The 19,329-nt window shown below is 56.6% G+C and carries 21 protein-coding genes; 15 read left to right on the forward strand and 6 right to left on the reverse strand.

What is annotated here, in order from left to right; genetic code table 11:
* Positions 1–7: 7 nt before the first annotated feature.
* Positions 8–346 (reverse strand): nitrogenase stabilizing/protective protein NifW, encoded by a 339-nt coding sequence (gene nifW / locus GCT19_RS30765; RefSeq protein WP_018435018.1) that lies wholly within the window; start codon positions 344–346, stop codon positions 8–10.
* A gap of 41 nt (positions 347–387) precedes the next feature.
* Positions 388–1,524, reverse strand: a complete 1,137-nt coding sequence (gene nifV, locus GCT19_RS30770; protein ID WP_018435019.1) for a homocitrate synthase — start codon at positions 1,522–1,524, stop codon at positions 388–390.
* A gap of 404 nt (positions 1,525–1,928) precedes the next feature.
* On the opposite strand from nifV, the gene nifB reads away from it, so the two are divergent.
* From nifB to GCT19_RS30805, 7 genes are all read left to right on the forward strand, one after another.
* Positions 1,929–3,527, forward strand: a complete 1,599-nt coding sequence (gene nifB / locus GCT19_RS30775) for a nitrogenase cofactor biosynthesis protein NifB (protein ID WP_026228607.1) — start codon at positions 1,929–1,931, stop codon at positions 3,525–3,527.
* 68 nt (positions 3,528–3,595) lie between these two features.
* Positions 3,596–3,790: a 4Fe-4S binding protein gene (locus GCT19_RS30780; protein ID WP_084598351.1), complete on the forward strand. Its 195-nt coding sequence runs from the start codon at positions 3,596–3,598 to the stop codon at positions 3,788–3,790.
* Between the two features lie 68 nt (positions 3,791–3,858).
* On the forward strand, positions 3,859–4,221 hold the full coding sequence (locus GCT19_RS30785; RefSeq protein WP_018435022.1) for a HesB/IscA family protein: 363 nt from the start codon (positions 3,859–3,861) through the stop codon (positions 4,219–4,221).
* A 59-nt stretch (positions 4,222–4,280) separates the two neighbouring features.
* Positions 4,281–4,778 (forward strand): nitrogen fixation protein NifZ, encoded by a 498-nt coding sequence (locus GCT19_RS30790; RefSeq protein WP_018435023.1) that lies wholly within the window; start codon positions 4,281–4,283, stop codon positions 4,776–4,778.
* A 318-nt stretch (positions 4,779–5,096) separates the two neighbouring features.
* Positions 5,097–5,315 (forward strand): putative nitrogen fixation protein NifT, encoded by a 219-nt coding sequence (gene nifT, locus GCT19_RS30795; RefSeq protein WP_026228608.1) that lies wholly within the window; start codon positions 5,097–5,099, stop codon positions 5,313–5,315.
* Between the two features lies 1 nt (position 5,316).
* Positions 5,317–5,595, forward strand: coding sequence for a hypothetical protein (locus GCT19_RS30800; RefSeq protein ID WP_026228609.1), 279 nt, complete (start codon positions 5,317–5,319; stop codon positions 5,593–5,595).
* Positions 5,585–6,748: a DegT/DnrJ/EryC1/StrS family aminotransferase gene (locus GCT19_RS30805; RefSeq protein ID WP_026228610.1), complete on the forward strand. Its 1,164-nt coding sequence runs from the start codon at positions 5,585–5,587 to the stop codon at positions 6,746–6,748. The genes GCT19_RS30800 and GCT19_RS30805 overlap by 11 nt, the downstream gene beginning before the upstream one ends.
* 58 nt (positions 6,749–6,806) lie before the next feature.
* On the opposite strand, the gene GCT19_RS30810 is transcribed toward GCT19_RS30805, so the two are convergent.
* The 3 genes from GCT19_RS30810 to GCT19_RS30820 form a co-directional block, all read right to left on the reverse strand.
* The gene (locus GCT19_RS30810) at positions 6,807–7,049 is read right to left on the reverse strand and encodes an FmdB family zinc ribbon protein (RefSeq protein ID WP_035491037.1); all 243 of its coding nucleotides are present in this window, start codon (positions 7,047–7,049) and stop codon (positions 6,807–6,809) included.
* Between the two features lie 13 nt (positions 7,050–7,062).
* Positions 7,063–7,704, reverse strand: coding sequence for an ankyrin repeat domain-containing protein (locus tag GCT19_RS30815; RefSeq protein WP_018435027.1), 642 nt, complete (start codon positions 7,702–7,704; stop codon positions 7,063–7,065).
* A 92-nt stretch (positions 7,705–7,796) separates the two neighbouring features.
* Positions 7,797–8,405, reverse strand: coding sequence for a hypothetical protein (locus GCT19_RS30820; RefSeq protein ID WP_018435028.1), 609 nt, complete (start codon positions 8,403–8,405; stop codon positions 7,797–7,799).
* A 445-nt stretch (positions 8,406–8,850) separates the two neighbouring features.
* Here GCT19_RS30820 and nifH point away from each other — a divergent pair, with 445 nt between their 5' ends.
* The 3 genes from nifH (at position 8,851) to nifK (ending at position 12,897) form a co-directional block, all read left to right on the forward strand.
* Positions 8,851–9,732 carry a nitrogenase iron protein gene (gene nifH, locus GCT19_RS30825; protein ID WP_018435029.1) on the forward strand — a complete coding sequence of 294 codons (882 nt, stop codon included), beginning with the start codon at positions 8,851–8,853 and terminating at the stop codon, positions 9,730–9,732.
* Between the two features lie 77 nt (positions 9,733–9,809).
* Positions 9,810–11,273 carry a nitrogenase molybdenum-iron protein alpha chain gene (nifD, locus tag GCT19_RS30830; RefSeq protein WP_018435030.1) on the forward strand — a complete coding sequence of 488 codons (1,464 nt, stop codon included), beginning with the start codon at positions 9,810–9,812 and terminating at the stop codon, positions 11,271–11,273.
* Positions 11,274–11,337: 64 nt separating this feature from the next.
* The gene (gene nifK, locus GCT19_RS30835; protein WP_018435031.1) at positions 11,338–12,897 is read left to right on the forward strand and encodes a nitrogenase molybdenum-iron protein subunit beta; all 1,560 of its coding nucleotides are present in this window, start codon (positions 11,338–11,340) and stop codon (positions 12,895–12,897) included.
* Between the two features lie 292 nt (positions 12,898–13,189).
* On the opposite strand, the gene GCT19_RS30840 is transcribed toward nifK, so the two are convergent.
* Positions 13,190–13,972: an IS5 family transposase gene (locus tag GCT19_RS30840; protein ID WP_227749358.1), complete on the reverse strand. Its 783-nt coding sequence runs from the start codon at positions 13,970–13,972 to the stop codon at positions 13,190–13,192.
* A gap of 314 nt (positions 13,973–14,286) precedes the next feature.
* Here GCT19_RS30840 and GCT19_RS30845 point away from each other — a divergent pair, with 314 nt between their 5' ends.
* The 5 genes from GCT19_RS30845 (at position 14,287) to cyoD (ending at position 18,859) form a co-directional block, all read left to right on the forward strand.
* Positions 14,287–14,925: an OmpW/AlkL family protein gene (locus GCT19_RS30845; RefSeq protein ID WP_026228611.1), complete on the forward strand. Its 639-nt coding sequence runs from the start codon at positions 14,287–14,289 to the stop codon at positions 14,923–14,925.
* An 84-nt stretch (positions 14,926–15,009) separates the two neighbouring features.
* Positions 15,010–15,906, forward strand: a complete 897-nt coding sequence (gene cyoA / locus GCT19_RS30850) for a ubiquinol oxidase subunit II (protein WP_035491054.1) — start codon at positions 15,010–15,012, stop codon at positions 15,904–15,906.
* A gap of 6 nt (positions 15,907–15,912) precedes the next feature.
* Complete coding sequence (cyoB, locus tag GCT19_RS30855) at positions 15,913–17,922, forward strand: cytochrome o ubiquinol oxidase subunit I (RefSeq protein ID WP_026228613.1); 2,010 nt, start codon at positions 15,913–15,915, stop codon at positions 17,920–17,922.
* Complete coding sequence (cyoC, locus tag GCT19_RS30860; protein ID WP_018435035.1) at positions 17,922–18,533, forward strand: cytochrome o ubiquinol oxidase subunit III; 612 nt, start codon at positions 17,922–17,924, stop codon at positions 18,531–18,533. Before cyoB ends, cyoC begins: the two co-directional genes overlap by 1 nt.
* On the forward strand, positions 18,533–18,859 hold the full coding sequence (gene cyoD / locus GCT19_RS30865; protein ID WP_018435036.1) for a cytochrome o ubiquinol oxidase subunit IV: 327 nt from the start codon (positions 18,533–18,535) through the stop codon (positions 18,857–18,859). The genes cyoC and cyoD overlap by 1 nt, the downstream gene beginning before the upstream one ends.
* Positions 18,860–19,329 lie beyond the last annotated feature (470 nt).

Here is a 19,329-nt window from a genome sequence, read left to right on the forward strand (position 1 = left end):
TCCGGGGTCAGGCGTCGCCGCGTGCTGGCAGCGACGCGCGCAGCTGGTCAAGTGGGACGACCCGCCGTCCGTCCGCTTCCTGAAAGACTCTGAAAACCTTTTGCTCTGCGGGCGTGGACAAGACGAAGTCGTTGTAGGCCGTATTCAGTAAACATCGATAGATAGAGAACATAGCCGCCGCGTTATTACGCGGTAGCGCCTTCTGTTGCTCGATGTACTGAAAAAAACGCTTGAGAATGTGCAGGCGGCTGACGTTCACTACCTTCTCATCGTATGAAATGTCAAAGAATCGCAGGAAGTCTTCCGCGGACGACAGGCGATGCAGTTGTTCGATAACTTCTTGCACGTAGTTTCTCCTATTGGACCAATGCGCACCCGATGACGGCCTCAAGACACCTTAACTCGGGTGCCACGTGCTTGCGTCAGGAAGCGATGCAGATCGGCTGTCCCCGGGGCCTGTTTGTACTGTGTGGCAAATGACCGGATACGTGCAAGCAACTGGGGCACAAGCCGCTCAGACACTTTGACGCCAAGAGCGTCGTAGGCGTCACGCACACTTTGGGATCCAGAATGTTTGCCGAGTATCGTCGACCGGTGCCGGCCTAGTTCTGCGGGATCGAATCCCTCGTAGGTCGTGGGGTGCTTCGAAAGGCCGTCGGTATGAATGCCTGACTCGTGCGTAAAGACGTCCCTACCAACAATGCTCTTGTTGGAGGAAATAGCGCGGCCAGACGCCCGTTCGACCAGCGATGAGATGTCGCATAACGCAGTTGCGTCAATGCCGGTGTCTCGTCGGAGCAGATGTCGCGTACCCATGACGACTTCCTCAAGCGCTGCATTGCCGGCCCGCTCACCCAGGCCGTTGACGGTAGTGCTGGCGTGGGTCGCCCCTGCCGAGAGGGCCGCTAGCGTGTTGGCGGTGGCGAGTCCGAGGTCGTCGTGCGAATGGATTTCGATTTCCAGGTCCACGGCGGCGCGAATTGCTGCGATAGCGTGGAATGTCTTGAAAGGATCCAATATGCCTACGGTGTCCGCAAATCGAACGCGCTGAGCCCCATGCTGCTCTGCGCATCGCGCAACTTCTAAGATGAACGAGGGGTCCGCACGCGAGGCGTCTTCCATACCGAGGGAGATCTTGGGGTGGCTTTTCGCAGCCTTACCAATGACGCGTGCGATGCGCGCTAGCACCCAACTACGCGGCTGTCGTAGCTTGTGTTGCAAGTGAATATCCGATACCGGGACCGAAAGATGAATCATGTCGGCATCGCAGCGTAATGCCGCGCTGAGGTCCTCGTCGGTGAGTCGCCCCCAAACCATCAGACGAGCGTCGAGGTTCATGTCGACAATCGCATCAATGCACGCCATTTCGTCTTCGCCCATGGCTGGAATGCCGATATCGAGTTCGGAGACGCCAGCTTGCGACAGCGCGGCGGCAATCGCGCACTTTTCCTCTGTGCGAAATGCGACGCCAGCGGTTTGCTCGCCGTCGCGGAGTGTCGTGTCATTGATGATTGGGTTGCTCATGTCGGATCGCTTCAGTTGTTGGCCATGGATCGCAAACGTTGTGCCAGGTGATGGTCTACAGGTCAAAACAACGCTTTGCGGCACCCTGTCGGCGCCACACGAACGGCCGAAGCTTGCCCTTTAGGCGGAGGATCGCGGATGCCCCACGCGCGCAATGCGGCAGTGCCGGGTGATTGAGAGCGTATAGTGGCCTACCAAAAGCAATTTGTGCTCACGACGAGTGCGTTATTTTTGTCGTGACAGCGACAGAATACGGCTTGGTTGTCGGCTTTTGGTCAAGACGCGTAGGAAGAACATTGAGTTGGTTGGCCAACTCACGTACCGATACCAATGGAGTTCGAGTGAGTGGCATGGATTTCGCTGATAAAGCCGGCGAACCACTGGAGGCTTTGGAGAGAACATCCATGCAAGATTGCGCGAATGCCAGCACGCTGTCCTCGACTGCGCCTGTCGGCATCCAAAAGACACTAACCCTGAGGGTGACCGGACATGCGCTTGTTCAGATCGACGGCTGCGACACCCACGGCCGCGCAGACAAGTCGGGCTGCAGTTCGTCGGACGTGCCTGAGCGCGAGCCGGCAGAAGTATGGGAAAGGATAAACAAGCATCCTTGTTTTTCGGAAGAAGCGCATCGCCATTACGCGCGAATGCATGTGGCGGTGGCGCCCGCCTGCAACATCCAATGCAACTACTGCAATCGTAAATATGACTGTTCCAATGAGTCGCGACCCGGCGTCGTGTCGGAGAAGCTGACGCCGGAGCAGGCCGTGAATAAGGTTATGGCCGTCGCGGCCAAGATTCCGCAGTTGACGGTGTTGGGCGTTGCGGGTCCCGGTGACTCGCTCGCCAATCCGAAGAGGACTTTTGACACTTTCCGTATGCTCCGCGAGCGCGCTCCGGACATCAAACTATGTCTGTCAACGAACGGACTAGCGTTGCCGGACTTTGTCGATGAGATTTGCAGCAACGCTGTTGAGCATGTGACGATCACCATCAATATGGTGGACCCCAACGTCGGTGAATTGATCTATCCGTGGATTTTTTGGGACCACCGGCGCGTCAGGGGCAAGGAGGCCTCGCAGATCCTTCATGAGCGGCAAATGCAAGGGCTCGAAATGCTCACGGCGCGCGGCGTGTTGACGAAGATCAACTCGGTGTTGATTCCGGGCATAAATGACGAACACCTGATCGAGGTGAACAGCGAAGTGAAGAAGCGCGGTGCTTTCCTGCACAATATCATGCCGCTCATCTCGGACGCTGAGCATGGCACGTATTTCGGACTGCACGGACAGCGTGGCCCTACTGCTAGCGAGTTAATGGTCGTGCAGGACCGTTGCAAGGGAGGCGCTACGTTAATGCGCCATTGCCGTCAGTGCCGTGCGGACGCAGTAGGTCTATTGAGTGAGGACCGCCGCGACGAGTTCAAGCTCGACGGGATCGACGACATGGAAACTAGGTCCGACGCTAATTACCGTCGGGAACATCAGCGCCGAGTGGAAGTGCAACGCAATGCGCAGCGCGACGCGAAACAGACTGCAATGGCTTTGGTGAAGGCGAGCGAAGTGCCGGCCGACCTTAAGGTGCTGATCGCTGTCGCGACGAAGGGAGACGGCCGCGTGAACGCACATTTCGGGCATGTCTCCGAGTTCCAGATTTTCGAGGTCAGCGCTGGCGGAGCGATCTTTGTGGGACACCGCCGCGTGGAGTCGTATTGTCGGGGCGGCCATGATGATGAAGATCGCCTGCCACCGCTCATACACGCGATCAGCGATTGCCACGCTGTACTGGTTGCGAAGGTCGGTTTGTGTCCGCGCAAGGAGCTGTCGCAGGCGGGCATTGAGCCGGTGGACCAGTACGCGTACGAAACAATCGAAAAAGCCGCGCTGATATGGTTCATCGAATATTGCAGCCGTATCACGAAAGGCGTGACCGTGCACGTGGAGCGTGGCGCCCCCGGGATCCGGCAGAAGACGTCGATCACTGCGACGGCTGCTGCTGATTGAGCGGCAGACGGCCAAATGGATCGGCCTGCCCGCGCGCTATACAAACCATCATTACAAGGAGTGCCATTATGCCCCTGAAGATCATTGCCTCGACCTGTACCGGCTGCTCGGCCTGCGAGCCGCAGTGCCCGAATGTCGCCATAAGCGAGAAAGGTGGCGTGTTCGCGATCGATCCGAAGAAATGTACCGTATGCGAAGGACAGTTTGATACTCCGCAGTGCTTGGCGGTTTGTCCCGTGGACGGGTGCATTGTGGTGAGCTAGCATCGCTAGCCGCGGGCAGCACATTGACGAATCGTCAAACGACTGCTAACTGTTACCATGCCGACATCATGTTGACCAAATTTTCTGTTACCGCTGCCGCGGAAAAGTTTATGCGCCGTGTGGTGCGTTTTTCCGGCTTGCCATCAAGTGCTGGTTTTCGTCTTCTTGTCAGGACCGGCGGATGCTCTGGATATGACGCCGAATTCAGTGCCGAAGTAGAGGCTCGGACCGGCGACGAGACCATCGAAGTCCACGGACTGCGAATTTTCTTGCCGGCAGAAAGCCGCGTTTTGCTAGATGGTCTGAAGATCGACTTTATCGAAACGCCGGATCGGTCAGGTTTCGCATTTATTAAGGATGACCAACGGTCGGTCGTCGCGGTCAGTGCCGATGTCGCTCGGATTGATGTGAGCGCGATCGGACGCGGGTGACGCATTCATCGACCGCAGTTGTCTTGAGCTAGCAGTTCGGTATGTCACGGAGGAAGAGTATGACTGGAACTGACAACGATGACCTCATTGAGCTCACATTTGCGCCTCGCTTCAGCATTGGTGAGCGCGTCGCTTCGCGCTTCTCCATCCGTAACGACGGCACCTACGCCGGTAAGGCTTTGGGTGAATCGCTCGTCAGCAAAGGCGACGTGGGGTATGTGATCGGAATCGAAACCTTCCTGCAACGGTTCTACATCTATGCAGTTCACTTCGTCGAAATCGACCATCGCGTCGGCATGCGCGCCAAGGAGCTATGCACGCTCGACCACCTTCCCCATGACGTGCTCGCCCGTTTGGGCGAGCATGCGGCCGATCTATGCTGGATAGGTCTTCGTATCCCCGAGGGAACTGACCACAATGGAACCGTCGGACGCGGCTCGTGTAATGCGCATGGTTATGATGCACCGGACGGTTCGCAAGTCAACGGAGCCCGTCTAGTCGTCGGCAATCCGCGTCACGGAGTTGCGGGACCTTTGCAACGGCGAAGTCTATTTTAGGCCGGTGCGGGAGCGGCTTTCTGGTTAAGGCTTGGAGGCTTGCCGAAATGGCCAGAAATACGTGGTGCCTGCGAGTCTTGCGATGCGCTCAATCAGTCAATTTTGACGGGCAGGCGGTCGCTGCACTGAGGGCGAGATCGCGCCCGGCTGGACGGTCGTAAGGGAAGAAGGACGATATCGGTCTATCAGAGCTGGGAGGCACTCGTCGCAGTACAAGAGCCACCTACGACGAGCGCTGTGCTTCTCGGCTCGATCGTTAGATTTATTGGATTTACTTGTTGAAGTGCGAATCTTTTAACCGACCTTGGAACTCTCAACGTGAAACTAATGATCCGCATGGACAGGAAAGGCATACTCAGCGCCTACGTGCCAAAGAAGGATCTCGAGGAGCAGATCGTCTCCATCGATGGCAAGAAGATGTGGGGCGGAGTGATAACGCTTGCGAACGGCTGGCGATTCCAACTGCCGGAGATGGCGGCCGATACAACGCTTCCTGTCACCGTAGAAGCGCGTCGCGTCGCGGGTGAGCCCGACTGACATGGCACTTACAGCAGATCAGATCAGTACTATCGCCGAGTTGATGCTGAGCGAACCGACGCTGCTGGAGGCTGCCGCAACCTGGCGGAAGTCGTATCCCGATGTGCGAGTCATTCGGATTAGCGCGGTCGAGCTTGTCAATGAAAAACCCCTCCTCCAGTTTCGGGGCCGCCGCGTTTATCTCGCGACGTCGACAGGTGTCTGTGTTTCCGTGACAACAGACGCAAGTGAGGCCAATATGCTCATCCTTGCAGAAGACGGAGTCTACGATGGAAACTGAGGGAATTTCACTTACTGAACCTGCGTGCGGGCCGCGGGAGGTCGAGCTGGTTCACGCGGTCCTGCAATCGTCGTGCTGGAGCGACGGACCAATGCTCGATTCTTTTGAGACTGCATTCGCAGGCTGGAGCGGCCGTGTCCATGCGGTCGCAGTGGCGAGCGGGACGCTCGGCACTTGGATTGCGCTGCGTGCGCTCGGCATCGGTCAAGGCCATGAAGTCATCTGCGCATCGCATACATGGCATCAGATCGCGCATGCGATCACCCTCGCTGGCGCGACACCGGTGTTTGCCGATATCGACTACTGGAGCGGTTGCCTCGACGCGATGAAGGCACAAGAGAAGATTGGAGATCGGACGCGTGCAATCCTTGCGGGAAATACGAACGGACATCCTGCCGCGTGGCAATCGTTGCGCGAGCTTGCCGATCTGAATGGTCTGAGCCTGATCGAGGATAGCACTGAGGCGCTCGGATCACGCTACCGTGGGCGCTGCGTGGGGGCGTTCGGTAAAGTGACGGTTTTTGACTTTTCGCCACCCTCCGCGTTGTGTGCGGGAGAGGGCGGAATGCTCGTCACGGACGACGACAGCTTGGCGCACGAACTGCGTTACTTAAGGCGACGTCTGAGCGCCGATCGAAAGTCGCTCTCCCTCGGTGCCCGGGTGCCGCTGCAGGCGGGTATGAGTGAAATCACCGCCGCGCTCGGCCTCGCACAACTGGCAGGGCTCGAGGAGCGGCTCGCCCAACGGAAGCGGGTCGAAGCCTGGTATCATGAAGCGATGGAGAGCTTCGAAGGCATCAAACCACCGTATCAGGCGGAGGACGTGGACGAAGTGAATTGGATGCTTTACGTCGTGCATCTGGGCAAGAGGTTTACTCACAGCGCGCGTGCTCAAATGATCGACGACATGCTGGCTTGCGGGGTAGAAACGGCAGCCTACAGCCATCCGTTGCATGAGCAGTTTCATTACATGAAGGCCGCCGATGCTATTGGAGGTCGACGAGGCTGTCTGCCCGATACCGAGCGGATTGGCGATCGAGCACTCGCGTTGCCGCTGCACACTCAGCTTACTGTTCAGGATGTGAAGTACATCGTCAAAACTTTGAAGGACACGGCGACCAACGTCGGTGCGGGGGCCGCGATCTATCTCTAGGTAGAACAACGGAAAGAGAGATGAAGGTAACATCGGCCATGTTGTCGCTGCGCCTTTATTAACCCTCACGCAACAGTTTGCTGCGGTCCGCCGTCGAGTAGTTGCTGAAATGTCCCTCGTGCGCCGCTTGACGGCGGGCCGCAGCGATGATTGCCCTGCTGCGCGCTGGGGCGGACGGTGCACTGACCTGCTTCTCCAGTTCGGTGCTCTGACAGCGGGGGCAGGCGACGGGCGAGTTCGTGCGCACGAGAGTTTCGAAACGCAACCTGCAGTTGCGACATACATAGTCGTAGAGCGGCATGACGAGGGGCAGGTCAACGGGAAACATTATCGGAGAAGACGCCGCGCGCGGTCCCCGGGCCATAATAAGGCGATTCGCCGGCTGAGACCAATTTGGGGCTCCTGCGTTCGTGTGCCGCGTGCAGTAACTGGAGTCCCAAATCGGCAGCCATGTCGAGGGCGTCACGGCCGTCTGGCGCAACGAGACTGTCATTCGCGCCGAGCGACAGCAACAGCCACATAACCTCAATTCGACCGGTGGCGGCCGCCTGCATCAGACACGTCATATCGTCCGCGTTTAGGTGATCAAGAGCGAGTCCTGCACCGACCAACCGAAGGATCGGTCCTGGTGCGCCGCCCAAACATGCATACCACAGCGCATGGTTTCCTTCGTCGTCGAGGGCGCTGATGCGTGCGCCTGATTCGAGTAGCGCAGCGACAATGTAGTCTTCGCCGTGCAGCGCCGCCAGCATTAAGGGCGTAATGCCGTCAATGCTGCGCGATTGAGTGTCCGGGAAGTCGTGAGCATCGAGCCATTTCGCAACCGCCACGCACGGAGGTGCATGAAGATCTGCGTCGGCGTTCGCGATATCCGTGTGCGTGTGGCTCGGGCTTTCGAGTAGGGGAGTCTCGAGTGACGCGGTTTGACGTGATGCGGTCTTGGTGCGCAGTGACATGCTTTCACTCCGGTGGAGGTGATTGGAATCGCCGTCACATTCTGAAACGCGAGGCAGCGATTACATGCGGGCGACCTGCCGTGACGCTGTCGTCAGACGGGCCTGTTTTCATTTGGATCGCGAATCGGTCCCATCAGTTTGAGGCCTTCCGCGTAACTTATCGTGTCAAAGGAAAAGCTAAATTGCATCGCCGCATCGACGATAGCATCGAGCTTCCCGGCAGTGTCTGTTCTCTTGAGGTCGCCCTTCTCCAGGTAAAGGAGTTCGAGCATCTCGTTGTAGACTGTCGATTCGAGTATCGGCAGAACATAAAACGTCGCTTCTTTGTACGGCACCTGAAAGCGGCTGGACAGATCGATGTTGTCACAGAACAGGAAGTACTTGCCGTGGTGCGACAGGGCCTCGCCGAGTACTTCTCCGACATTCGTCAAGTGTTCAAAACTCAGTAACCAACCTGCGAAGAATTGGACGTGTGGGTCGCCAGCATTCGCGACAGCCATCACCTGCTCGCAAGAGAGCTCGGGCGGACGGGCCTCGTCGGCGAGGTGAGGCCCAAATCGTAGCGCCAGCTCACCGCGAAAGCCGAACCTGTCAGCCGCATTTGTGCGGCCCTTAAAGACGGGGTTGAGGAGGCGCCCCTCGCGATCGAGGCGGGCAAATGGTGTCCCACTGAGTGCAGGAGAGGTTAGCGTATCAGGCATTCTGTAATCCTAATTGGAGAAATAGCTTGGCATAGTTAATCTGGTGCTGGATCGTGCCTTTTCAGCGGGCAGCCAGAAACTCGCAACATCCGTACCAATGCTGCATGCTGGCCAATACTGCGGTAAGCCGGGTCAAGCGGGCAACAACTCTGCACTTGGATGTCCATTTGGGGCGAAGGGGCGTGCGGTTTGTCAGGAAGACGACGTCGAAATTGTCGGGGGCCGAAATTGGAGAGTTTGCGGATGGCCTCGCTGAGCAAGCATTTGGCGGATTCAGGGGCTTGTGGCATGGACGTTGCAGGGACGAAGGGCGCGGACACACTCCGGCCGATGCGTGACTCTAGAAGAAGACCATATAGACACAGCAGGCTGAGGACTTGGTCGTGGCTTTTCAGTGCTGATTCGCACCTATGGTTTTACCTTCTAATCTCAATGGAGTAAAACAATGTCTCAACTTCGACAAATTGCCTTCTACGGAAAGGGCGGCATCGGTAAGTCGACCACGTCGCAGAATACGCTTGCAGCGCTTAGCGACCTTGGGCAAAAGATCTTGATCGTTGGGTGCGATCCCAAGGCCGACTCGACACGTCTTATATTGCACGCGAAAGCTCAGGACACCATCCTCTCTCTCGCTGCGGAAGCCGGTTCGGTCGAAGACCTCGAACTCGATGACGTTATGAAGATAGGCTACAAGAATATCCGCTGTGTCGAGTCGGGCGGGCCTGAGCCAGGCGTCGGCTGTGCGGGTCGGGGTGTCATCACATCGATCAACTTCCTTGAGGAGAATGGCGCCTACGACGGAGTCGACTACGTGTCATACGATGTGCTCGGCGACGTCGTTTGCGGTGGTTTCGCAATGCCTATTCGCGAGAACAAGGCACAGGAAATTTACATCGTGATGTCGGGAGAAATGATGGCGATGTACGCCGCTAATAACATCTCGAAGGGAATCTTGAAATATGCGAACAGTGGGGGTGTGCGTTTGGGCGGACTCATTTGCAACGAGCGCAAAACCGACAAGGAACTTGAACTGGCCGAATCACTGGCAGCGATGCTAGGCACTAAATTGATTCACTTCGTCCCGCGCGACAACATTGTGCAGCATGCGGAACTTCGTCGGATGACCGTGATTGAGTACGCGCCGGACAGCGAGCAGGCTGGGCAATATCGCGCGCTTGCGGAGAAGGTTCACCATAACGGCGGCAATGGCGTGATCCCAACTCCGATCACAATGGATCAGCTCGAAGACTTATTGATGGAAAAAGGAATTATGGTGCAAGTCGATGAGTCCCAAGTCGGCAAGACCGCCGCCGAGCTCACCGCCTGACGAGTGCTGACGACGGTTGCCGTGCGGCGCACGGCTACCGTTTCCGCCAACGACAGTCTTCACTTATAGGATATTCAATGACCGCGACGGTTGAAGAACGCAAAGCTGCTAATAAGGCCTTGATTGACGAAGTGCTGCGAGCTTACCCTGAAAAAATGGCTAAACGGCGGGCCAAGCATTTGGGTTCCTTCGAACAGGGCAAGCCTGACTGTGGTGTGAAGTCAAACATCAAGTCTTTGCCGGGGGTGATGACGATTCGGGGCTGCGCTTACGCGGGCTCGAAGGGCGTCGTCTGGGGGCCGATCAAGGACATGATTCACATCAGTCACGGACCTGTCGGATGCGGGCAGTACTCGTGGGGATCGCGCCGCAACTACTACGTCGGGACGACAGGAATCGATGCGTTTGTCACGATGCAATTCACGTCCGACTTCCAAGAGAAGGACATTGTGTTCGGCGGTGACAAGAAACTCGATAAGATCGTCGACGAGATTCAGGAGCTGTTTCCGCTGAACAGGGGCATATCCGTCCAAACCGAATGCCCAATCGGCCTCATCGGTGACGATATTGAGGCAGTATCTAAAAGGAAGAGCGCGCAGTACGGCGGGCACACGATCGTACCGGTGCGCTGTGAGGGCTTTCGAGGCGTATCGCAGTCACTCGGGCATCACCTCGCAAACGATGCGATTCGCGACTGCGTGTTCGACCGCGCCGAGCCGAGACAGCGATCCGCGCTGGAGTCCACACCGTACGATGTCGCGATCATTGGCGACTACAACATTGGCGGTGATGCGTGGTCGAGCCGCATTCTCCTCGAAGAAATGGGCCTGCGGGTCATCGCGCAGTGGTCAGGCGATGGCACTCTCGCAGAACTTGAGAATACGCCGCGATCTAAGCTCAACCTGCTTCACTGCTACCGTTCGATGAACTACATCAGCCGGCACATGGAGGAGAAGTATGGCACTCCATGGGTCGAATACAATTTTTTCGGCCCGACAATGATCGAAAAGAGCTTGCGCGAGATTGCAAGCCGATTCGACGACACCATTATGGAAAACGCCGAGAAGGTGATCGCAAAATACCGTCCGTTGATGGATGCCGTCATAGCCAAATATAAGCCGCGGCTTCAGACGAAAAAAGTGATGCTGTTTGTAGGTGGCCTTCGCCCACGCCACGTAATAGGGGCGTACGAGGATCTTGGGATGGAAGTTGTCGGTACCGGCTACGAGTTTGCTCACAACGACGACTACCAGCGCACAACGCATCACATAAAAGAAGGCACTCTGATTTACGACGACGTGACTGGCTACGAATTCGAGAAGTTTGTCGAACATACGCGACCAGACCTCGTCGGCTCCGGCATCAAAGAAAAATACGTCTTTCAGAAGATGGGCGTCCCATTCCGCCAGATGCACAGCTGGGATTATTCTGGCCCATATCATGGCTACGACGGCTTCGCTATCTTCGCGCGGGACATGGACATGGCGATCTCGAGTCCTGTCTGGAGTCTGTCGAAAGCACCGTGGAAGAAGGCGGCGTGAGCGCTGTTAGCGGCATGGCCGCGCCGATCGCCGGTTGCATAGAACATCAATACAGGAGCCAATCATGCCCCAATCAAGCGACAAAATTCTCGATCACGAACTGCTGTTTCGCGAGCCGGAGTATCAAGAGCTCCTTCGCAATAAGAAAGATAACTTCGAGTTCAACCATTCCGACGAGGCGATAAAGCGGGTTGCCGAATGGACGAAGACAGAAGATTATAAACTGAAGAACTTCGCCCGTGACTCCCTGACCATAAATCCAGCCAAGGCGTGTCAGCCTCTTGGTGCCGTATTCGTCGCGAACGGATTCCATAAGACACTGCCTTTCGTGCATGGCTCGCAGGGCTGCGTGGCCTATTACCGTTCGCATTTTTCGCGACATTTTAAAGAGCCGACGTCGTGCGTCAGTTCGTCCATGACAGAGGATGCGGCCGTGTTCGGTGGTCTGAACAACATGATCGACGGTCTCGCGAATGCATACAATCTCTACAAGCCCGACATGATCGCCGTATCCACGACCTGCATGGCGGAGGTGATTGGCGACGACCTCGACGCGTTCATTAAGAATAGCAAGCAGAAGGGCAGCGTGCCACAAGATTACGACGTGCCGTTCGCGCATACGCCCGCGTTTGTCGGCAGCCACGTGACCGGCTACGACAATGCGCTCCTGGGCATCCTGAAGTACTTTTGGGATGGCAAGGCGGGCACTACTGCACCACTTTTGCGAGTTCCTGACGAGAGCGTGAACTTTATCGGAGGGTTCGACGGCTTCGTGGTCGGAAACATGAAGGAGATTCGGCGTATCTTCGATTTATTTGGCGTAAGCGTGAATATTATTTGCGATCCATCGGGAACTTGGAGCACGCCGACTGATGGCGAATTTCGGATGTACGAGGGCGGGACTACGAAAGAGGAGGTCGAACGTGCGCTGAACGCCAAGGCAACGTTCGTCTTTCAGGAGTATTGCTGTGAAAAGACCAGCAAGTTCCTCGCCGATCATGGCCACGAAGTCGTGTCACTGAATGCGCCTGTCGGCGTTTCAGGCACAGATCATTTCCTCATGGAGATTTCGCGCGTGACGGGAAGACCAATCCCGGCTGAACTTGAAAGGGAGCGTGGGCAACTAGTTGATGCGATGGCAGACAGTCAGGCGAGTCTGCACGGCAAGCGGTATGCGCTCTATGGCGATCCAGATCAGATGCTCGGTTACACGAACTTCCTGCTTGAGTTGGGCGCGGAGCCGGTGCACGTGCTCTCGACGAACGGTAACGAGGGGTGGGCGGAAAAGGTTAGGGCATTGCTGGACGCGTCGCCATATGGTGAAGGATGCAAGGTCTATCCAAAGCGCGATCTATGGCACTTGCGCTCGCTGCTATTTACGGAACCAGTGGATTTCCTGATCGGCAATACACACGGAAAGTACTTGGAGCGCGACACTGGTACGCCGCTCGTCCGACTCGTGTTTCCGATTTTCGACCGCCACCATTACCACCGCTATCCGACGTGGGGGTATGCGGGGGCATTACGCGTTCTGTTAGCGCTGCTGGATGAATTCTTCGAGACACTCGATGCAAGCACGATTGACATCTCGAAGACCGATTACAGCTATGACATCATCCGGTGAGGGGTGGAGCCGTTCGGGGCTGGGCTCAGTGTCGAGTGCTAAAAGGGGGGCAGTTCAACCCTCCGGAAAGCATGGATATTGGGTCTCCCTAATTGCTCGACGTCGCTGGCTTCGGCTGCGTTGCTGTTCCAATAGCATCCTCAAGACCGAAGCGCGAAGGCAAGAATCGACATTAGGAGCGGCGCGACGATTGCGCCGGACCTTTCGCGAAGCGTCGGCGGTTAGTCGACCAGAAGATGACGATCGACTCCTCCGCGCTGCATTTTGCCATTCATAGTGCTACTTAGAGGCGTTAACAAAATGAGTCCTTCAGCCTTCGCCAAGAGATGATGCAGCAGGGGAGTTTGATGAAGGCTTCGTGGATGAAGGCAAGGCGTTCGAAGCGGATGCGCAGTCGCCGGAAGTTGTGAAGCCACGAAATGGTTCGCTCGACGACCCAGCGGGTTTTGCCAAGGCCGCTGCCATGAGGGTGGCCACGTCGGGCGATTTCGGTAGCGATGCCGGCTGCGTGCAGCGGACGGGGGTATTTGTCGTGATCGTAGCCCCGATCGCCCTGAACGATGCGGGGCTTCGAAAGCGGCCGGCCGCGCTTGCCGGCAATGGGTGGGATCGCATCAACCAGCGTGTGAAGCTGGGTGAGATCGTGACGGTTGGCGCCGGTGAGGATTACCGCGAGCGGGATGCTTTGAACCAGGTTGCGCGCGGACGGTGGGATTCGGTCCCGTTTTTGACCTGCACCCACCGCGCGGATCGAGGAGGAGTCGACGACGACACGGGACCAGTCAATCCGGTCGGACTCGCGTAGCTTCGCGAGCACCACTTCGTGTAGCCGGTCCCAGACGCCGGCAGCCTGCCAGTCTCGTAGACGGCGCCAGCAACTCATGCCACTGCCGCAGCCCATCTCGCGGGGCAGCAGGTCCCAGCGCAGGCCCGTCTGCAAGATGAACAGGATGCCGGTAAGCATGGCCCGGTCATCCAGTGGTTTGCGTCCGGGATACCGTGAGCGGCGAGGTTTGGGTGGGGGCATCAAGGGTTCAATGAGTGCCCACAACGCATCAACGAGTAGTTTGGCCATGGCCTCCTCGTCACCGAAACAATGACGAGGTTAACAGCAATCGTTGGAAGTTAACAGATCAAAGCAATCATTTTGTTAAGGCTTCTTAGTGCTACGGAGAGCCACACGGCATATCGCAATCGCACGATCGGTTGCAAAACATTTCGGGACGCATTGCGCAATTCGGAGCGCGGACGGAGAAGTGCAAGAACTCATATGGCCTGCGACGCGGTAACGCACACAAGCACTGCGTAAAACATCAGTTGATTGCGATCAACGCTATCGGCCACGAATTCGGACACAGTGTAGAAGGTTAATGGCTAAAGGTAATGACAATGATAAAGCAACTCCGTAATGTGGCTGCTGCACTACTCCTTATGTCACCATTTGGACCGCACGCAGCTAACGCCGCCGACAGTGAAGTCGTCGGAAACTACGCAGGTGATTGGTTGGTACGCCTCCGCGCGATAAGCATTGAACCGCAAGTTCGCAGCACTGACACGCTTTCCGCGCTCGATGTCGGCGTAAGCAACGCGCTGGTGCCAGAGGTCGATTTCACTTATATGGTACGGGACAGCATCGGCGTCGAGTTGATTCTTGGTACCTCACGTCATCACCTGACGTCGAATCTCGGCGACCTTGGTGGCGTTAACGTGCTGCCACCGACATTGTTATTGCAATATCATTTTAATCATGCGGGACGCGTTCGACCGTACGTTGGTGCCGGACTCAACTACACGCTCTTCTATAACAACGGATTGCATGCGGGAGGTGTGCCCGTCTCTATAAAGAATCACAGCTTTGGTCCTGCGCTGCAGGTCGGGATTGACGTGCAGGCATCAAAGAGTCTATTCGTTAACGCCGACATCAAGAAGATATGGATGAAGACTGACGCATCGCTTAGCGGCTCGACAATTGGCGCCTTGCATCTCGATCCGCTGGTCATTGGTATTGGCGTCGGGGTGAAGTTCTAGACGTTGCGAATCTCAAGCGACAGACGGTTCAGTGAACGGCTGGCTTCGCTCCTTGTACAGTGGTTAACTTGGGAGAAGATGGGCATGACAGAGAGGAAAGCTTTTAAGGAGTGGTTAATCCCTATCGGTGGTTGGCTGTTCGTTTCTCTTGCTGGGTGTAGCCCCAAGTTTCTCGTCCTGAGTCCCAAGGGTAGCGTAGGCGCGGCGGAGAGATCACTCATCGCCTCGGCCACATGGGCCATGCTGCTGATCGTAGTTCCCGTTATTATCCTCACGCTTACCTTCGCGTGGCGCTACCGCGCGTCGAACCGCAGCGCACGCTACGTCCCGACCTGGGTTCACTCAACGGCGATTGAAGTGGTGGTCTGGGCCATACCCGCTGCCATCATTCTATTCCTCGCCATCCTTACGTGGCGTACCACGCATGAGCTCGACCCTTATAAACCACTGGAATCGGACGTGAAGCCCATCAACGTCGAAGTCGTCGCGGTCGACTGGAGATGGCTCTTTATCTATCCTGACCTCGGCATCGCTACAGTGAACGAATTGGCGGTGCCTGTCAGCACGCCGGTCAATTTTCGCATCACGTCGGACTCGGTGATGAACTCTTTCTTCATCCCGCAACTTGGCACTCAAGTCTACGCGATGGCCGGCATGCAAACGCGGTTACACCTGATCGCCGACGAAGCGGGCGACTTCACGGGCTTCTCGTCGAATTACAGCGGCAAAGGCTTCTCCGATATGAAGTTCCGTACGGTGGCTACGAGCCAGCGGGGCTTCGATGCGTGGGTGGAGACGGTAAAAGCTTCATCTACCCAGCTTACGATGGATCGGTACGCAACGGTCACGCAGCCGCACGCAAACGCGCCCGTGCAGTACTTCTCGAAGGTCGACCGGAGGCTTTTCGACAAAATCGTCGGCAAATACAACAACGGCAACGTCGCGGATTTCACTGTCTCATCGTGCGTAACCAAAGGGTAAACAGCCATGTTCGGAAAACTCACATTAGACGCGATGCCTTTCGATCAGCCCATCGTCATGGGGGCGTCGGTGTTCATGGCGCTTGTTGTCCTCGGCGTGTTCTGGCTGGTCACCTTAGAAGGCAAGTGGAAGTACCTCTGGGTCGAGTGGCTCACGAGCGTGGACCACAAGCGCATCGGCGTCATGTACATGATTGTAGCCGTGCTCATGTTGGTGCGCGGCTTTGCCGACGCCGTAATGATGCGCCTTCAACAAGCCGTGGCGTTCAATTCGCCAGGCTATCTGCCGCCGGATCACTTCGACCAGATCTTCACGGCGCATGGCGTCATCATGATCTTCTTCATGGCGATGGCGCTCATGGTAGGCTTCTTCAATCTCCTCGTGCCATTGCAGATCGGCGCGCGCGACGTGGCGTTTCCGTTCCTGAACTCGCTTTCCTTCTGGTTGACCGCAGTCGGCGCGGCGTTGATCAATCTGTCCCTCGTAGCTGGCGAATTCGCGAAGGTCGGCTGGCTCGCGTATCCGCCGCTTTCCGAGCTGAAATTTAGTCCTGGCGTTGGAGTGGACTACTATATATGGGCGATTCAGCTCTCGGGTGTCGGCACCTTGATGTCGGGCGTGAACTTCTTTGTCACAATCATCAAGATGCGCGCGCCGGGGATGTCGCTCATGAAGATGCCCGTGTTCACATGGACGGCGCTCTGCTCGAATGTCCTCATCATGGCGACGTTTCCCATTCTCACGGTCGCGGTAGCGCTGCTCGGCCTCGATCGTTATATTGGCACGCACTTCTTCACGAACGAACTTGGTGGCAACGCCATGTTGTACTTGAACCTGATTTGGGCGTGGGGCCACCCCGAAGTGTATATTCTAGTGCTGCCCGCTTTCGGCATCTATTCGGAAGTGATGGCTACTTTCTGCAAGAAGCCGCTATTCGGTTACAGGACGATGGTCTACGCATCGTGTGCGATCATGTTACTTTCGTTTCTTGTTTGGGCGCACCACTTCTTTACCATGGGCTCAGGCGCCGACGTCAACGCATTTTTCGGCATCGCCACAATGATTATCGCGATTCCAACCGGCGTCAAGATCTTCAATTGGCTATTCACGATGTATCGCGGGTGCGTTCAATTCGCTGCGCCCGTGTTCTGGACCATCGGTTTCGTGGTGACGTTCTCTATCGGTGGCATGACCGGCGTGATGATGGCGATTCCGGGCGCGGACTTTGTGCTGCACAATTCGCTTTTCTTGGTCGCTCATTTTCATAACGCCATTATTGGCGGTGTGGTGTTTGGCTATTTAGCTGGCCTGCAGTACTGGTTTCCGAAGGTGTTCGGTGTCAAGCCCGATGACAAGCTCGGCAAGGCGTCGTTCTGGTGCTGGTTCGTCGGCTTTTATGTGGCCTTCGTACCTGTTTATGTGCTCGGCTTCATGGGCGCGACGCGCCGCACAAATCACTATGATGTGGCTGAATGGCAACCATACTTCATTGTTGCGGCGCTCGGCGCGGCGATCATCGCGGTGGGGATCCTGTTACAGGTTCTGCTGTGGGTGATGGCATTCGTGAACCGCAACGAGGCCGAATACAAGGATATGACAGGCGATCCATGGGATGGGCGCACGCTCGAATGGGCAACTTCCTCACCGCCGGCGGTCTACAACTTCGCTCTCGTTCCGAAAGTGGAGGACATTGACGCCTTCGCGTACATGAAAGAAACGGGCCGCGGCCTTGGGCTGGCGTCAAAGTACGTGGACATCCATATGCCATCCAATACATCGGCGGGTTTTTTCACAGGGATGTGCAGCTTGGTGCTGGGTTTCGCGGCCGTATGGCACGTCGCGTGGCTCGCTTTGCTAGGTTTCATTGGGATCGTCCTCACGATGATCATAAAGAGCTTCGACAAGAACGACGGATATTACATTCCCGCGGCGATGGTCCGTGAGATCGAAGAACGGCGGTTTGGCACCAGAGACCCGATGGGCATTAACGGTTCAGTCGCCGAGGAGGCTTACTGATGTTACAGAAAACCGTTGGCGCAGATTTTTCAGAAGTCGATTATCAAGATCATCCACAATCGCACTCGGTGTTCGGCTTCTGGGTGTATCTGATGACCGACTGTATGCTGTTCGCGGCGCTCTTTGCTACGTTCAGTGTGCTGAGGCACCAGTTCGCCGGTGGCCCTACGGGTCACGATCTCTTCGATCTAACCGGCGTGGCGCTGGGAACCTCTGTGCTGTTGCTTTCTAGTATCACCTATGGTTTCGCGATGTTGGGTGTGCCGCGGGCAAGGAGCGGTGTCGTGCTCGGTTGGCTCGTGATCACATTCATTCTTGGCGCGTCGTTCCTCGCGCTCGAACTTCGCGAGTTCTCGCAGCTGATCGCGGAAGGCGCGGGCCCGCAGCGCAGCGCGTTTCTCTCAGCCTTCTTTACGCTCGTCGCTGCGCACGGAATTCACGTTTTCTTCGGCCTGCTGTGGATGCTCGTACTAATGATGCAAGTGCTGCGGGTGCCTCAGCTTGGTGAGCAGGAGGTCCGCCGGCTAACGTGCCTGAGCCTATTCTGGCACTTCCTCGACGTAGTATGGATCTTCGTGTTTTCTTTCGTCTATCTGGGGAGCATGCTTTAATGGCTTATGCGCAGACTCACGCGGGGTGTCATGGCAGCCTCACTAGGTATCTCGCGGGCTTTTTTCTTTCGGTATTACTTACGGCCGGCGCATTCGGTGTCGGGCTGTACGATGCCCTCGATGCAACTACGGCTATGATCGCGATCGCCGTACTCGGCTTTGTGCAAGTTGTCGTGCACCTTGTGTGCTTCCTACATCTGACCCTCTCGCCTGGGCAGGGATGGAACGTGCTTTCACTCTGCTACACGATACTAGCCGCTGCGTTCCTGATCCTCGGCACGGTCTGGGTGATGCAGAACGTCGGTATGCTGATGATGTCGCGGTAGTCAGTTGCCTGCGGGTTTTGTTTTCCGGTGCCGGACATGCACTAGCCGCGCACCCACTTCCATGCGAGCTGGGTGCCCGCGAAACGGCGATTCCGCTCCACGCAACAGAATCGCATCAGGAATATGTTCCTCTGCCATGTGATCCGTACACCTATTCGCCTATTTGGTTGATCGCTTGCAGTTTCGCCTAAACAAGCGAGTTATGGCCCGTCCGTTTCGAGCGGCGGCCAGTGAATGCCGCGGGTTCGGTTCGCAATCGTCGGTTTTTGTCGGCACTTTTCAGGGACCAAAGGCTCAGTCGCCCTGCTTGCGCTGTTGACGACAGTACTTTAGCTAGGAGTGAATTCGGTGTGCTGAAGCGACGCGAGCAAGGTGAAAGATATACGGAGCAATTTGCATCGCGCCCCTGAGAACCGGCCAATGGTGAGGCCTATGATTAGCCAGGCGGCATGCTTGAGCAAGGCCTTACC

The organism is Paraburkholderia atlantica (genome assembly GCF_009362785.1).
Taxonomy (GTDB): Bacteria; Pseudomonadota; Gammaproteobacteria; order Burkholderiales; family Burkholderiaceae; genus Paraburkholderia; species Paraburkholderia atlantica.

Coding starts and splice junctions, on each gene's coding strand:
- nifH (WP_018435029.1), top strand. CDS start 8,851: ATGTCTCAACTTCGACAAATTGCCTTCTACGGAAAGGGCGGCATCGGT.
- GCT19_RS30840 (WP_227749358.1), bottom strand. CDS start 13,972: ATGGCCAAACTACTCGTTGATGCGTTGTGGGCACTCATTGAACCCTTG.
- GCT19_RS30790 (WP_018435023.1), top strand. CDS start 4,281: ATGACTGGAACTGACAACGATGACCTCATTGAGCTCACATTTGCGCCT.
- GCT19_RS30805 (WP_026228610.1), top strand. CDS start 5,585: ATGGAAACTGAGGGAATTTCACTTACTGAACCTGCGTGCGGGCCGCGG.
- nifD (WP_018435030.1), top strand. CDS start 9,810: ATGACCGCGACGGTTGAAGAACGCAAAGCTGCTAATAAGGCCTTGATT.
- cyoC (WP_018435035.1), top strand. CDS start 17,922: ATGTTACAGAAAACCGTTGGCGCAGATTTTTCAGAAGTCGATTATCAA.
- GCT19_RS30815 (WP_018435027.1), bottom strand. CDS start 7,704: ATGTCACTGCGCACCAAGACCGCATCACGTCAAACCGCGTCACTCGAG.
- GCT19_RS30810 (WP_035491037.1), bottom strand. CDS start 7,049: ATGCCGCTCTACGACTATGTATGTCGCAACTGCAGGTTGCGTTTCGAA.
- GCT19_RS30800 (WP_026228609.1), top strand. CDS start 5,317: ATGGCACTTACAGCAGATCAGATCAGTACTATCGCCGAGTTGATGCTG.
- nifK (WP_018435031.1), top strand. CDS start 11,338: ATGCCCCAATCAAGCGACAAAATTCTCGATCACGAACTGCTGTTTCGC.
- GCT19_RS30845 (WP_026228611.1), top strand. CDS start 14,287: ATGATAAAGCAACTCCGTAATGTGGCTGCTGCACTACTCCTTATGTCA.
- GCT19_RS30780 (WP_084598351.1), top strand. CDS start 3,596: ATGCCCCTGAAGATCATTGCCTCGACCTGTACCGGCTGCTCGGCCTGC.
- GCT19_RS30820 (WP_018435028.1), bottom strand. CDS start 8,405: ATGCCTGATACGCTAACCTCTCCTGCACTCAGTGGGACACCATTTGCC.
- cyoA (WP_035491054.1), top strand. CDS start 15,010: ATGACAGAGAGGAAAGCTTTTAAGGAGTGGTTAATCCCTATCGGTGGT.
- cyoD (WP_018435036.1), top strand. CDS start 18,533: ATGGCTTATGCGCAGACTCACGCGGGGTGTCATGGCAGCCTCACTAGG.
- cyoB (WP_026228613.1), top strand. CDS start 15,913: ATGTTCGGAAAACTCACATTAGACGCGATGCCTTTCGATCAGCCCATC.
- GCT19_RS30785 (WP_018435022.1), top strand. CDS start 3,859: ATGTTGACCAAATTTTCTGTTACCGCTGCCGCGGAAAAGTTTATGCGC.
- nifV (WP_018435019.1), bottom strand. CDS start 1,524: ATGAGCAACCCAATCATCAATGACACGACACTCCGCGACGGCGAGCAA.
- nifB (WP_026228607.1), top strand. CDS start 1,929: ATGCAAGATTGCGCGAATGCCAGCACGCTGTCCTCGACTGCGCCTGTC.